12 protein-coding genes and 1 pseudogene are annotated in these 14,905 nt (G+C 41.1%); 10 read left to right on the top strand and 3 right to left on the bottom strand.

Annotation, left to right across the window (positions count from 1 at the left end; translation table 11 throughout):
- Positions 1–6 precede the first annotated feature (6 nt).
- Together Q0X72_RS06475 and hutG are read left to right on the top strand one after the other, a co-directional pair.
- On the top strand, positions 7–2,028 hold the full coding sequence (locus Q0X72_RS06475; RefSeq protein WP_297763074.1) for a urocanate hydratase: 2,022 nt from the start codon (positions 7–9) through the stop codon (positions 2,026–2,028).
- Positions 2,029–2,054: 26 nt separating this feature from the next.
- Positions 2,055–3,026, top strand: coding sequence for a formimidoylglutamase (gene hutG / locus Q0X72_RS06470; protein WP_297763072.1), 972 nt, complete (start codon positions 2,055–2,057; stop codon positions 3,024–3,026).
- Here the strand turns inward: hutG and Q0X72_RS06465 are convergent.
- The gene (locus Q0X72_RS06465) at positions 3,018–4,175 is read right to left on the bottom strand and encodes a homogentisate 1,2-dioxygenase (RefSeq protein ID WP_297763069.1); all 1,158 of its coding nucleotides are present in this window, start codon (positions 4,173–4,175) and stop codon (positions 3,018–3,020) included. The genes hutG and Q0X72_RS06465 overlap by 9 nt on opposite strands.
- A gap of 562 nt (positions 4,176–4,737) precedes the next feature.
- On the opposite strand from Q0X72_RS06465, the gene Q0X72_RS06460 reads away from it, so the two are divergent.
- A complete protein-coding gene (locus Q0X72_RS06460; RefSeq protein ID WP_297763067.1) occupies positions 4,738–5,937 on the top strand; it encodes a hypothetical protein in 1,200 nt (399 codons plus the stop codon).
- Positions 5,938–6,020: 83 nt separating this feature from the next.
- Entirely contained in the window at positions 6,021–6,239 is a 219-nt protein-coding gene (locus Q0X72_RS06455; protein ID WP_297763064.1) for a hypothetical protein, read from the top strand.
- Between the two features lies 1 nt (position 6,240).
- On the opposite strand, the gene Q0X72_RS06450 is transcribed toward Q0X72_RS06455, so the two are convergent.
- Both Q0X72_RS06450 and Q0X72_RS06445 read right to left on the bottom strand, forming a co-directional pair.
- On the bottom strand, positions 6,241–7,143 hold the full coding sequence (locus tag Q0X72_RS06450) for a universal stress protein (RefSeq protein WP_297763061.1): 903 nt from the start codon (positions 7,141–7,143) through the stop codon (positions 6,241–6,243).
- A 152-nt stretch (positions 7,144–7,295) separates the two neighbouring features.
- Entirely contained in the window at positions 7,296–7,985 is a 690-nt protein-coding gene (locus Q0X72_RS06445; protein ID WP_297763058.1) for a Crp/Fnr family transcriptional regulator, read from the bottom strand.
- 185 nt (positions 7,986–8,170) lie between these two features.
- On the opposite strand from Q0X72_RS06445, the gene Q0X72_RS06440 reads away from it, so the two are divergent.
- The 6 genes and pseudogenes from Q0X72_RS06440 to Q0X72_RS06415 all read left to right on the top strand — a co-directional run.
- On the top strand, positions 8,171–10,546 hold the full coding sequence (locus Q0X72_RS06440) for a heavy metal translocating P-type ATPase metal-binding domain-containing protein (protein WP_297763056.1): 2,376 nt from the start codon (positions 8,171–8,173) through the stop codon (positions 10,544–10,546).
- A 69-nt stretch (positions 10,547–10,615) separates the two neighbouring features.
- Complete coding sequence (gene ccoS, locus Q0X72_RS06435; protein ID WP_297763053.1) at positions 10,616–10,831, top strand: cbb3-type cytochrome oxidase assembly protein CcoS; 216 nt, start codon at positions 10,616–10,618, stop codon at positions 10,829–10,831.
- Positions 10,832–10,833: 2 nt separating this feature from the next.
- A pseudogene (ccoO, locus tag Q0X72_RS06430) lies at positions 10,834–12,965 on the top strand (cytochrome-c oxidase, cbb3-type subunit II).
- Positions 12,966–12,968: 3 nt separating this feature from the next.
- Positions 12,969–13,157, top strand: a complete 189-nt coding sequence (locus Q0X72_RS06425) for a CcoQ/FixQ family Cbb3-type cytochrome c oxidase assembly chaperone (RefSeq protein WP_297763050.1) — start codon at positions 12,969–12,971, stop codon at positions 13,155–13,157.
- Positions 13,154–14,080 carry a cbb3-type cytochrome c oxidase N-terminal domain-containing protein gene (locus tag Q0X72_RS06420; protein WP_297763049.1) on the top strand — a complete coding sequence of 309 codons (927 nt, stop codon included), beginning with the start codon at positions 13,154–13,156 and terminating at the stop codon, positions 14,078–14,080. The genes Q0X72_RS06425 and Q0X72_RS06420 overlap by 4 nt, the downstream gene beginning before the upstream one ends.
- Positions 14,081–14,099: 19 nt before the next feature.
- A partial coding sequence (locus tag Q0X72_RS06415) for a 4Fe-4S dicluster domain-containing protein (RefSeq protein WP_297763047.1) occupies positions 14,100–14,905 on the top strand: 806 nt, incomplete at its 3' end.

Below are 14,905 nucleotides of genomic sequence, written 5' to 3'. Positions count from 1 at the left end.
TACCGAATGAAAACTTCAACGAATACCGACTTTAATTCGCAGATCATTCAAGGTATTCCCGCGGAATTACCACCAAAACCATCGGTGCGAAGTAGATATAGTCATGCTCCAAACCGAAAACAGATCCTTACCAGAGAAGAGAAATTACTGGCCATTGAAAATGCCTTACGATATTTTCCTTCAAAATGGCATCAGGAACTGGCTTCAGAGTTTGCGCAAGAATTGGAATCATATGGCCGAATTTATATGTACAGGTTTAAACCTACCTACCCCATGTATGCCAGGCCTATCTCCGAATACTCTGCCTGTTCAACAGAGGCAGCGGCTATTATGCTGATGATACAAAACAACCTGGATCCGGCTGTTGCTCAACACCCCGATGAGCTGATCACTTATGGAGGCAATGGCGCCGTATTCCAGAATTGGGCTCAGTATGCACTCACCATGCAATACCTGGCCACAATGACCGAGGAACAAACCCTTCATATGTATTCTGGTCATCCTATGGGTCTCTTTCCATCTTCTAAATCTGCCCCCAGAGTGGTGATCACCAATGGGATGATGATCCCGAATTACTCGAAACCAGACGATTGGGAGCGGTACAATGCTCTTGGTGTAACCCAATACGGGCAAATGACCGCCGGCTCCTATATGTACATTGGTCCACAGGGTATTGTACATGGTACCACCATTACAGTTATGAATGCTTTTAGAAAGGTCCTAAAAAAAGGAGAATCTTCTGAAGGTAAATTATTCCTGACCTCAGGATTGGGTGGTATGAGTGGAGCCCAGCCAAAGGCAGGAAACATTGCACGTTGTGTTACCGTATGTGCGGAGGTAAATCCGGCTGCTGCCGAAAAAAGACATGAACAAGGATGGGTAGATGAGTTACATTACTCAATTGGCTCACTGATTAAAAGAACCCGGGAGGCCATGAAAAGAAGTGAGACAGTATCGCTCGCCTTTGTGGGGAACATCGTAGATGTTTGGGAGCAGTTTTACGAGGCAGAAATTTTTGTAAGCCTAGGATCGGATCAGACATCCCTTCACAATCCATGGGCAGGAGGGTATTACCCGGCCTCACTTTCCTTTGAAGAATCGAATGCTATGATGGTAGACGATCCAGAACTGTTTAAGGATAAAGTACAGGAATCGCTTCGCAAACAAATAGATCTGATAAACAAACATTCAGATAGGGGCACCTACTTTTTTGATTACGGAAACGCATTTCTCCTGGAAGCATCCAAGGCAGGGGCGGAGGTAATGGCAGAAAACAAGATAGATTTTAGATACCCCTCCTATGTACAGGATATTTTAGGTCCACTGTGTTTCGACTATGGTTTCGGGCCCTTTAGATGGGTTTGTACTTCCTGCGATCCTGAAGATCTTAGAAAGACCGATGCCATCGCGTTAAGCGTAATGCAAAAGCTCAAAGTAACGGCACCACAAGAAATTCAGCAGCAAATGCAAGACAATATACGCTGGATAGAGGAAGCCGAAAATAACCAGCTTGTGGTAGGTTCCCAGGCTCGCATTTTATATGCCGATGCAGAAGGAAGAACCGCAATTGCTCTGGCTTTTAATGACGCGATCCAAAAAGGAGAACTTAGTGCGCCGGTTGTTTTAGGGAGGGATCATCACGATGTGAGTGGTACGGATTCTCCTTTCCGGGAGACCAGTAATATTTATGACGGCAGTAAATTTACAGCCGATATGGCCATTCACAATGTCATTGGTGATAGCTTTAGGGGCGCCTCCTGGGTGTCTATCCATAATGGAGGAGGTGTTGGTTGGGGCGAAGTGATCAATGGCGGATTTGGGATGGTGCTCGATGGTTCCCAGGCGTCATCAGCAAGGATCCGAAGCATGTTGTTCTACGATGTGAACAATGGTATTGCCCGCCGAAGCTGGGCCAGAAATAAGGAAGCCCTCTTTGCCATCAAAAGGGAAATGGAACGTACAGACACCTTAAAAGTAACCTTACCAAATAATGTAGAAAAAAGTATCTTAAAAGGACTTTTTGAATAAAAAGAGGAAAATATAGCACATAACCCATGAAGGATCGATATTCCATACCAGCAACGACCAATTGGACAGGCAGAACATCTGGTTCTATGGCATATCTTCATGAGAAGGTGGTTCTACAAAATGTGATGGACCCTTCGTCTCCAATAGCAACAGAAAAGGCATTTGCCCTATTGGGATATGCCTGCGATGAAGGGGTACGAAGAAATTTAGGTCGGCCGGGAGCAGCTAAAGGTCCAAATGCTATCCGAGCCCAACTTGGAAAACTGGCCAATCATCTTTCGGATAAAATTTCATTGCTTGATTTGGGCAATTTTGATTGTCTGGATGGGGATATGGAAGCAACACAACAAGCCCTGCAGAAACAGGTTCAAACTATTTTAAAGAACAATACATTTCCTCTGTTACTTGGGGGAGGTCATGATATGGCATATGGACATTACTGCGGATTGAAGGACTATTTAGGTGAAAAACAATCCCTGGGAATCATAAACTTTGATGCGCATTTTGATCTTAGAAAATTTGAAAAGGGGACTAATTCTGGTACTCCTTTTTATCAAATTGCAGCAGACTGTTCTAAACATGGCTTCCCGTTTCAGTATCTCTGTCTTGGGATCAGAAAAGAGGCTAATTCCAGAGAATTATATAAAACCGCTGATGAACTGGGAGTTAAGTATATGTCCCGGACTGAATTTTCTATTCAGCATATTGAACAAGTTGAGCAGGCCATCAAAACCTTCCTCTCCAAGGTAGATACTGTTTATGTTACTATTGATATGGACGGGTTCTCCTCGGCCTATGCCCCTGGCGTAAGTGCTGCTTCCCCCATGGGATTTTCACCGGAAATAGTGCTGGCCAGTTTAGGCTTTATTATCAGATCAAATAAACTGATAAGCGTAGACGTGGCCGAAATGAATCCTGCCTATGACCGGGATGATCAAACAGCGAAATTAGCAGCCTCTTTGCTACACTATATCATACATGAAGTAGCCCTACTCTAACCAGGATTTAAAATACTTGCCATCGTCTAAATTAAGGGCAGTTTGCGTAAGCTGTAGCGGTCTGAAGGTGTCTATCATTACTGCCAGTTCTTCGGTTTTTTCCTTACCGATACTTGCCTCATAGGTGCCCGGGTGCGGACCATGCGGAATACCTGCGGGATGCAGGGAGATATACCCCTGTTCTATATTCTTGCGGCTCATAAAATCGCCATCAACATAATACAGTACCTCATCCGAATCTATATTGGAATGATTGTAAGGCGCAGGAATTGCCTGTGGGTGATAATCATACAACCTTGGGCAGAAAGAACAAACCACAAAGGCACTTGTCTCAAAGGTCTGGTGCACCGGTGGTGGCTGATGCACCCTTCCGGTAATAGGCTCAAAATCGTGAATTGAAAAGGCATACGGATAATTATATCCATCCCATCCAACCACATCGAAAGGATGTGTAGCGTAAACCAAATGATGCAAATGGCCCTGTTTTTTAACTTTGATCAGGAAGTCTCCTTTTTCATCGTGAGTTTGCAAATTAGTTGGTAATCTGAAATCGCGTTCGCAAAAAGGAGAATGCTCCAGATGTTGCCCAAACCAATTCCTGTATCGTTTTGGAGTATAAATTGGGTGATATGATTCTGTGATTAGTAACCGGTTATCTTCCGTATCAAAATGGATCTGGTAGATCATTCCACGTGGGATCAGGATGTAATCTCCATATCCGAAAGTAATTTCTCCTAACAATGTTTTTAAAGTTCCGGATCCTTTATGGATGAACAATAATTCATCTGCATCAGCATTTTTATAGAAATAGTCCGTCATTGATTTCCTGGGTGCCGAGAGTCCCACATGAACGTCCGAATTAAATAGGATAACCTTTCTGCTGATTAAAAAATCATCTTCAGAAGGAAGTTCTAATCCTTTCAGTAAACGCGACTTTACATGATATTCTACCGCAGCTTTTGGACTTATGTCTTGAGTTTTGGCGATATTCTTTACCTGGGTGGGCCTATGCACGTGATACATCAAGGAAGACATACCATCAAAACCAATGGTCCCAAATAATTGCTCATAGTACAAACTACCATCGGGCTTTTTAAAAATTGTATGTCTTTTATGTGGAATGCTACCTAAAGAGTGATATCGTGGCATGAAAAACTGAATTAAAATTCTAGCCTAAAATTACGACAATTTGAAGGTTCTTTAAAATTTCTACCTGAAAGATATTAGGTTTTGAAATGACATTTTCGACGGAAAATAAAAGAGTGATAAAGGTATAAAAAGAAAAAAGCCTCCCAACTTGGAAAGCCTTTCATTGGCTGAAACTAATATGTTAGTTTTCAACACTTAGCTTCAAATAAATGAAGCTCAACACAACGGGGCAAAGATAACAAAGCTTTTTGATTTCGTATTAGATCCGGCGCATATTTCTTCTTTATTCGAATTTTATAGGTCAAAACCTGGGCAATAACTATCTAAATATCATGATTTTGAAGCGAAATATCTTTAAAAAACATCGATGAACTGCACAGTTGCCCGATTAGGCTACTTTGTAAGAAACAGATGACAAACCCATATCTCGGGTGTGCTGCACTATGGTCAAATATTGAACGATTATCCAGTGCCGTTAGTCGGGAACGCATAGTATTCTTCTCTTATGCCTGTTATTTTAGGAAAGATCTAGTTCCCAGATTAGATCAAAAATTAACCTACTATGAAATCTAAGTTTCTAATGCTATTGGTCCCTGTCTTCTCCCTGGTTTCCTGTATGGAAGACGTCACAACTATCTATGAGCAGCCTATCCCTTTAGTTGAGGTTGTGGATATCCCTGTTGAAAATACAAATACACCAGCTCAGTCATCATCACCCGAACAGGTTTATGAATGGATGGCGCATATGCAAGCGGATAACGGTTTAGTTGAAAGTGCTGAAGATACCAATTTTGTGTCCCTGTATGATAATGCATTGGCCGCTTTGGCATTTCTTGCAGATGGAGATATCCCCCGTGCAGAAATGATCTTTGACTATTTCAATCAGCAATTAGAGACAGAATTTTATGGGAACAATGGCGGATTCTTTCAATTCCGGGAGATTTCGGGTGAAAACGGATCGCGGATCTGGATGGGCGACAATGCCTGGTTATTGTTGGCCATTAATAATTACCATGAGACGACCAACTCTTATAAATATGAACAATTAGCATTTGAATTGGAGAACTGGTTGCGATCTCTACAAGAGGAAGACGGAGGTTTAAAAGGAGGGATCAATGAAGATGGAACTCTTATTCCTAAAGTAACAGAAGGAATAATTACTGCTTATAATGCAGTTCCCGGATTCGATGATTTTCATATGGGTATTCTCCAGTTCTTAGAGGAACAACGCTGGGATGTTAATGAAGAGGTGCTCATTACTCAAACTCCAAATCCTGCCTATAACTACGCATTAGATCTGTATTCCCTTGGGTATATGATCCTGGAAGACTTTCCGGTGGAGGTCTTAACAAAGGCAAACCGTTTTCTTAATTCTCAAACCTCTACTACTCATGGTAACGTAATAAGCGGGTATTGTTTTGATGATGATAAGGATGTGGTTTGGTTAGAAGGTACTGCTCAAATGGCCATGGCATACAATGCTGCGGCACAAACAAGTAATGCAGAAAATATCGTTCTTAATATAGAAGAGACTTTTATCAATAGCGCTACCAATGAAGGTGCCATAGGAATACCATATACAACCAATCACGGAACTAATTTTGGGGCTACCTACTTGTGGGATCATACGGATATTACTCCCACTATATCCTCTAGTGCCTGGTATCTTTTCGTAAAGCAATCCTTTAATCCATTTCAATTGGAAAAAAATAAAGGGATCCCTGCAGAGGACAAATTTTGGAGAAATTCTGGAGTTAACTAATAGCTAGCAGTAGTAGAATTTTGCAACTTTCTTAACATACCGTTCTTTCCCTAAGGCTTAATTTTATATAAAAAAGAAAAGATATGAAGACTTCGGCTATGTTCTGGGTAGGCACTACTACCATTGTGTTACTCACTGTAACTATAATGGCAGCTATGAACTTTCCTTTTAACTGGGTGTTTTATATAACGGTCTTAGGCCAGGTTATGATCGTGTATATGGTCTACAGGGTTTTGACAGATAATTATACCACTAATAAGACCTTCAAAGACTTCTATGAAGATTTTCCGATAAAGGAATAGATTATTTAACTACTTGAAATTCCTTTTCTTTGGAAGTGCGGGCCGGTGCATTCATTCCCAGTTCCGGGATCACCAGTAAAGGCACCTGTGTATGGAACGCAACTTGTTTTACTACAGGTTCTCTGGTGATACGTTCCATATAGCTGTGCTGATAATTGAGCATTGCCAGTAAGTGGATGTCCAACTCGTCTGCAAAGACCTCAAGGGTCTTTGAAACGGAATTAAGTTCCGATACGGTATGCACATAATGATCAATTTTACCAAAATATTTCCTTAGCATATTTAGATTAAATTGCTGTATCTCAGAAAGTGCCTTGATTTGATTTTGAACATATACGATCCTGATAGTGGCCTTAAAACTTTTGGCCAGATCTATCAAAGGTTGTAGTTCCGAGGTACTGTAATACCTCTTAAAATCTGTTGCGAAAACAACTTCCTGAGGTTCTTTATAGTTAAATTCTCGGGGGATAGTAAGAACCGGACAATTTCGGATTGCCTTTATAATACGCACAGTATTACTTCCTAGGAAAACTTCATTAATTCCTGAGGCGCCTTTTGTCCCCGTAACAATCAGGTCAATAGATTCGGTTTCAATAATATTCTTGATCTCATCTATCAAAAGACTAAAAGAGGATTTGATTTTAAAACTATGATTCTTATTCTTAAAGGTTTTCTGGATGCGTTTTAAGATATTGCCAAGTTCCCTGGTGGAAGTTTCCTTACTCCCAGCATCAATGATACTTGGCTGTAAACTAGAGGCCATAAATCTACTGTTGGGAATTACGGGAGTATAGGTATTCAATAAATGAAAGGTGCAGGATTCTGCTTTGTACAATTCTAAAATATACCTGATAGCGTTCCAGGAATTCTCAGAAAAATCTGTAGGTAATAAGATATTCTTCATGGGTTTTTTTCTACTTCAACAGGGGTAAAAGTAGGCCCCATTATAGCTCCAAACAATGACTTTTGTCAGGTTTTAAGGCACCTTGCGAATTGGGTGAGGTTACCTAATAAGGAAGTATTGGTGTGAACAGCAGGAATAGCGGCTATGTTCTTTTAAAAACCTTCCACCAGGTCGCGGAGTTTTTTCTCATTGGCAACACCAATCTTTTTCCCTGAGGTTTTGATGTAGCCTTTCTTTTTAAATTCTGAAATTATTCTGATACAAGACTCAGTAGCGGTGCCTACTACATTAGCTATGTCTTCCCTGGATAGAGTTACACTCAGGAAGCCTTCGGAATCCTCTCCAAAATTCTCGCCAAGATATAGAAAAGCCTCTGCAACACGCTGTTTTACTGATTTTTGTGACATATTTACGATCACATCATCGGCTTCGCGCAGATCATGGGCCATATGTCTCAACACTTCCACGGTAAAGTTAGGATTATTGTGCAGCGTATCTACGATACCTTCTTTAGGAATAAAACATACTTCCATATCACTCACCGCTACCGCACTTAAATTAGAGGTTTCTTCTGCAATAACAGATCGCTGCCCCATGACCTCACCTTTGCTGGCCAATTTTACAATTTGATCTTTCCCGTTAGCACTTAATTTGGAAAGTTTAGATACTCCTTCACGTACACAGAAAACTCCATTTAGCTTTTCACCTTCCTCAAAAATAGCTTGTCCTTTTTTGATAGACTTAGTGATCTTGGAATCCGAAACACGCTTTAATTCCTCCTTGCTCATGGCGCGCAGGGCATTAAATTGTCTTACAATACAATTCTCACATCTATTTTTCATTCAGCTAAATTTTCGACCTCTAAAGTACTATAATTTGAAGACCTGTCCACGGTATTTAACTGATTTTACAAAGATTTAATACGACATTTTCATCACTATTTAAGAAAGGTCTTGGAAAGCTGACTAAAATCATATATTTGAAAAGGAGCTATAGGCATCTTTGTGGCCGGGTATAATTCAAATGTATGGATAACACAAACTGCTATCATTGCGGTGATCCTTGTGATGATCAAATAATTTACCACAAGGACAAGCTATTTTGTTGTTATGGTTGTAAAACTGTTTTCGAGATATTTGATGAACACGATCTTAGCTATTACTATGAATTACAGGCAGCAGCCGGAAGTAGTCCAATTGAAACAAAAGGCAAGTACGATTATCTGGAAACTCCCTCAATCGCTGAAAAATTATTGGAGTTCAATGACGGTAATCATCAGATCATAAATCTTTTTATCCCTACTATCCATTGTAGTTCCTGTATTTGGATCCTTGAAAATCTGCATAAAATATCTCCCGGCATTTTACAGTCTCAAGTCGATTTTCCAAAAAAGACCGTTAGGATCAATTTTGAAACTACAAAGATCTCCTTGAAAGAAGTGGTACTTCTTCTTTCTCGTATTGGGTATGAGCCCAACATATCCCTGGAGAACTATGGCCGGAAAGAAAAAATACAGGATAAAACCCTGATCTATCAGCTAGGGATTGCAGGCTTTGCCTTCGGCAATATCATGTTCCTTTCTTTCCCTGAGTATTTTGAGGTCAACGAATTTTGGTTAGATCAATACAAGCCATTCTTCAGATGGTTGATATTCGCTTTTTCCCTACCAGTAGTTTTTTATGCCGGAAAAGACTATCTGATTTCGGCATACAAAGGACTGCGAAGTGGACTTCTTAATATAGATGTCCCCATTGCCCTTGGCATTTTGGTGTTGTTTATTCGAAGCACCCTGGAGATCGTGTTCGATTGGGGCAGTGGGTTCTTTGATAGTTTAAGTGGGTTGATATTTTTCTTACTCTTGGGCAGGTACTTTCAACAAAGGACCTATGCCTTCCTTTCCTTTGAAAGAGATTATAAATCATATTTTCCCATTGCCGTTACCCGTCTTCTGGAGGGAAATAAAGAAGAGACCGTACAGGTCTATGAGATCAAGAAGGGGGATAGGTTACTTATTCGTCATGAGGAGTTGATCCCTGTAGACGGACTGCTTCAGAAAGGGCCTGTGGAAATAGATTACAGCTTTGTTACAGGAGAAGCTACGCCAGTAATAAAAGAAGTAGGTGAAAAGGTATTTGCAGGCGGAAAGCAATTATTAGGTGCCATGGAAATGCTTGCTCTTAAGAACGTTTCCCAAAGTTATTTAACTCAATTATGGAGTCAGGCTGTATTTAATAAAAACAATGAAAGTACTTTTCAGACACTTACAGATAGTATTGGAAGGCGTTTTACAATCACCGTATTACTCGTAGCTTTTAGTGCCACTTTATTCTGGGTTTTTACCGATCCCACAAAGATTTGGAATGTTTTTACAGCGGTACTTATCATTGCCTGCCCTTGTGCCATTGCTCTTGCTGCCCCATTTACGCTTGGGAATATGCTTAGGATCTTTGGGAGAAAGAAATTCTATCTTAAGGATGTAGGGGTCATAGAACAATTAGCCGGCATTAATACGGCTATTTTTGACAAAACAGGGACACTTTCAACGAGGTCCCATAATACTATTGTATACGAAGGATCGGCCCTGAGTAAAGAAGAGAAATCAATGTTGAAAAGCACCCTCAGGGCGTCTAATCATCCTTTGAGCAGATCACTTTACAAACTACTGAAAGAACAGGATATTTTAACCCTGGACGACTACCAGGAATATATTGGTCAGGGGCTTTACAGCAGTAAAGGTGATCAAAAACTGAAACTGGGATCGGCAACATTTGTAGATAATTGCAGTTTAGATCCTGCAGATAAAACCGTTGTACATCTCAGCACCAATACACATTACAGGGGTCATTTTGTTTTTCAAAATGAATACCGGCCTGGTCTTTCAGAGCTCTTTACTGCACTAAAAACGAATATGGAAATTGCCCTGCTATCCGGAGATCATGAAGGGGAAAAACATCGTTTAGAAGCCTTGCTGCCTAGTTTAATTCCAATGTATTTCAATCAAAAACCCGATGACAAACTTTTCTTTGTTAAGGAATTACAGGATCAGGGTAAAAAAGTAATGATGGTGGGAGACGGACTAAATGACGCCGGTGCCCTCGCTCAAAGTAATGTGGGTATCGCCATCTCTGAGGATATCAATGTGTTCTCCCCTGCTTGCGATGGGATCCTAGATGCTAGCAAGTTTAAATATCTCTCACAATATATCAAAGCTTCCAAACAGGCCATAAAGATCATCAAATTGAGTTTTGTTCTATCTCTTCTCTATAATATAATTGGCTTGTATTTCGCAGTAACAGGTCAATTAGAACCGGTAATTGCCGCCATCCTTATGCCCTTGAGTTCCATAAGTATTGTAGCGTTTACTACCTTAGCAACTAACCTAATTGGAAGGAAAATTAAATAATAAAACCTGACTTATGTCATTTTTTAGCGATAGCAGCCCCTTTATTTTTACACCCGAATTCAGGCAGGTATGAGTGTTATTTATGTGTTACTGACTATCAGTATTGTGGTAGCAGTTGTCTTTTTTGCGGCCTTTATCTTTTCAGTGAAGAGCGGTCAGTACGACGATTCCTATACGCCTTCTGTGCGTATTTTATTTGAAGATGAACTCGTAATACAAAAAGACAAAAAAACCCTTCCCAACAACAAGAATGAATTACCAATCTCTAAAAGAAAACAATCATAATTATGGAAGTACAGCAGTTTAGTTACGATAATCAGATCGTAAAGAAATTTATATATGCTACCCTATTCTGGGGTATCATTGGCATGTTGGTAGGCTTACTATTGGCGTTGATGTTTTTATTTCCAAACATCACCGATGGAATTTCGTGGCTAAGCTTCGGAAGGTTGAGACCACTGCACACAAACGCGGTCATTTTTGCTTTTGTTGGTAACGCCATTTTTGCAGGAGTCTACTATTCCACACAACGACTTTTAAAAGCCCGGATGTTTAGCGATTTCCTAAGTAAGCTTAATTTCTGGGGGTGGCAAGCTATTATCGTATCCGCGGCTATTACATTACCATTGGGATATACCACTTCCAAAGAATATGCGGAATTGGAATGGCCAATAGACATCGCTATTGCAGTAATTTGGGTTGCCTTTGGCTGGAACCTGATTGGAACCATGATCAAACGAAGACAACGCCATTTGTACGTAGCCATCTGGTTTTACCTGGCCACCTTTGTTACAGTTGCCGTACTTCATATTTTTAATAGCCTAGAACTTCCTATAAGTGCGTTGAAGAGTTATTCCGTATACGCAGGGGTTCAGGATGCCTTAGTTCAATGGTGGTATGGTCATAATGCGGTGGCATTTTTCCTCACTACCCCATTCCTTGGTCTTATGTATTATTTTGTTCCAAAAGCAGCGAACCGGCTCACCATTTACTGTACACCTCTCTACCGGATTGGGCACAAAATTTAGGAGTAGCTTTCTCGGTAATGCTCATTGCACCTTCATGGGGAGGGATGATCAACGGACTATTAACACTAAGAGGAGCCTGGGATAAAGTGCGAACAGATCCTACGCTTAAATTTATGGTAGTAGCTATTACCGGTTATGGTATGGCCACTTTTGAAGGGCCAATGTTATCCCTTAAAAATGTGAATGCCATAGCGCATTTCAGTGACTGGATCATTGCACACGTGCATGTAGGCGCCCTGGCCTGGAATGGCTTCTTAACCTTTGGTATGATCTATTATTTAGTACCAAAAATGTTTAAAACCCGCCTCTTCTCTATACCTATGGCCAATTTCCATTTCTGGATAGGCACCCTTGGTATCATCTTATATTCATTGCCTATGTACGTCGCAGGATTTACACAGGCACTAATGTGGAAAGATTTTAACCCGGATGGCAGCCTGGTCTATGGTAATTTCCTGGAAACCGTTAATGAAATTATGCCCATGTATTGGATGCGTGCCATTGGTGGCTCCCTATACATCGTCGGATTTATTGTGATGCTATACAACATAGTGGTAACTATTCGCTCGGGTAGTGCCGTTGTGGATGAACTTGCCGAAGCCCCTGCTCTTACAAGGGTCTCTAGTAGACGCACTGTAGGGGAAACCTTCCATACCTGGCTCGAAAGGAAGCCCATTCAACTAACTATCTTGGCCACTATTGCCATCCTTATAGGAGGGATCATACAGATTGTTCCTACTATTTTGGTGAAATCGAACATTCCTACTATCACAAGTGTAAAACCGTATACTCCTTTGGAACTAGAAGGGCGCGACCTTTACATTCGGGAGGGTTGTGTTGGTTGTCATTCACAAATGGTACGTCCTTTCAGAAGTGAAGTGGAACGCTATGGAGAATATGCCAAGGCAGGTGAATTTGTGTATGATCACCCCTTCCTATGGGGTAGTAAACGTACCGGCCCTGATCTACTCAGGATTGGAGGTAAATACTCAGACAATTGGCATTTAAATCATATGTACGACCCTCAAAGTATGTCATCGGGCTCTATTATGCCTGCATACCAATGGTTGGTGAAAAACAAGCATGACCGCAGTGCCACACAAGACAAGATGCGCGCCATGGTAACTCTAGGGGTTCCTTATACAGATGAGGAAATCAACAATGCACAGGCGTCCATGAATGAACAAGCGCTTTCAATAGAAAAGAATCTCTACGCAGATCCCGACTTTGCCCGAGGGTATGAGGAAGACAAAGCATTTGCGGCCAGCAACGGCCAAGAGTTCATAGAAATGAAAGACCGCGAAATTATCGCTATGATCGCCTATTTACAGCGATTAGGAACTGACATTAAAGTTAAAGGAACCGATCAACTAATATCAGAAAACAAGTAAATCATGCTAAAATTTGCCAAAAACTATATGGAAAGTATTGAAGGAGTGGCCACCTATCCTATGATCTCTCTTTTGATCTTCTTTGTCTTTTTTTCCCTGCTTTTCTGGTGGGTATTTACCGCCTCTAAGGAGTACATCAAAGAAGTAAGTGAATTACCATTAGAAGATAATAACCAAAAAAATACACAATGAAAAATATGACACCCTGGTGGATCAGAATCCCCATCTTTTTCTTTATCATCTTTGGATTGATGGAGTATTTTATTGATTCGGGAGATAAACCGGCCTTCATAGAAAATCCTATCGCGCAGTTCTTCCTGCTGATGATATTACTTATCCTGATCGCCATTGAACTCATCGTTAAATCTGTGGAGAATGTTCTTTTCCAAACACTTCCCGAGGAAGCCAAAGAGCGTTATCTAAATGCCAATTCTAAGCGCTGGACATGGGCATGGGGCAAAAGGATGTACACAAAACTCCTCGGCTCCAGGGCTATTGAGGAAGAAGGAGAAATTATCCTCGACCACAATTATGACGGAATAAGAGAACTAGACAATAAACTACCACCATGGTGGGTATATCTATTTTACGCTACTGCCTTGTTTGCGGTGGTTTACCTGGCACGATTCCATGTATTTAATGATTACGACCAGGATCTCGAATACGAAATGGAAGTAGCCGAGGCACAAGCTGCCATAGAGGCTTACCGTAAGACCGCTAAAGACCTGGTAGATGTGAATACAGTAATCTTACTTACTGATGCGTCCGACCTGAGTGCGGGGAAAGCAATCTTTGAAACAAATTGCGCGGTTTGTCATATGGCCGATGGTGGGGGCGGAATTGGACCCAATTTAACTGACCAATATTGGATATCTGGCGGAGGTATTACGAATGTTTTCAGAACCATTTCTGAAGGTGGACGAGATGGGAAAGGAATGATCGCCTGGAAACAGACCTTAAAACCGGTAGAAATGGCTCAGGTAGCAAGTTACCTGCTTACTTTTCAAGGCACTACACCGGCCAATCCGAAAGCGGTAGAAGGGGAAATATGGATAGATGAAAATGCTCCTGCAGAAAAGGTGTCAGATTCAACTACCGTTGTGATGAATGATTAATGAGCTAGATTAAAAACGAATGGCAAATGACGAACGGTTCAGGGATTCTATAGGCACTATCGATGAAGAAGGAAAGCGTGCCTGGGTATTCCCAAAGAAACCTAGTGGTCGTTTTTATGAATACAGAAAATGGGTCAGCTATGGGTTGCTCCTATTTCTTGTTGCATCTCCCTTTGTTAAGATAAATGGAAACCAGTTCCTGATGTTCAATGTGCTCGAAAGACGCTTTAACATCTTTGGATTTCCTTTCTGGCCACAAGATTTCCATTTATTTGTGATCTCTATGATCATCGGGGTCATCTTTATAGCTCTTTTTACGGTAGCATTTGGGCGAATATTTTGTGGATGGATGTGCCCGCAGACCATTTTTATGGAAATGGTTTTCCGTAGGATCGAATTTTGGATAGACGGGGATCGCGGTGCTCAAATGCGCCTTGCGCGTCAACCCTGGAATGCAGAGAAGATCAGAAAAAGAGTGTTTAAATGGTTTGTCTTTTTTGTGATCTCATTTCTGATCGCCAATATATTTCTCGCATATCTTATAAGTAGTGATACTTTAATGCGATATATTACGGACGGACCCTTTCAGCACCTCAGCACCTTAGTTTCTCTCCTTATCTTTACCGGAGTTTTTTATTTTGTTTTTGCCTGGTTTCGTGAACAGGTTTGTATCATAGCATGCCCCTATGGCAGGTTACAGGGGGTCTTATTAGACAATAAATCTATTGTAGTTGCCTACGATCATAAAAGAGGTGAGGCTGAAAATGGGAGAAAGAAATTCAGAAAAGGGGAAGACCGTGATGCACTTGGCCATGGCGACTGCAT

Origin of the sequence: uncultured Muriicola sp., assembly GCF_947258935.1 — a bacterium.
In the GTDB taxonomy this organism is placed as follows: domain Bacteria; phylum Bacteroidota; class Bacteroidia; order Flavobacteriales; family Flavobacteriaceae; genus Muriicola.
Note: the sequence above shows the minus strand (reverse complement) of the source record. Positions and strands in the feature narration are given on the sequence as shown.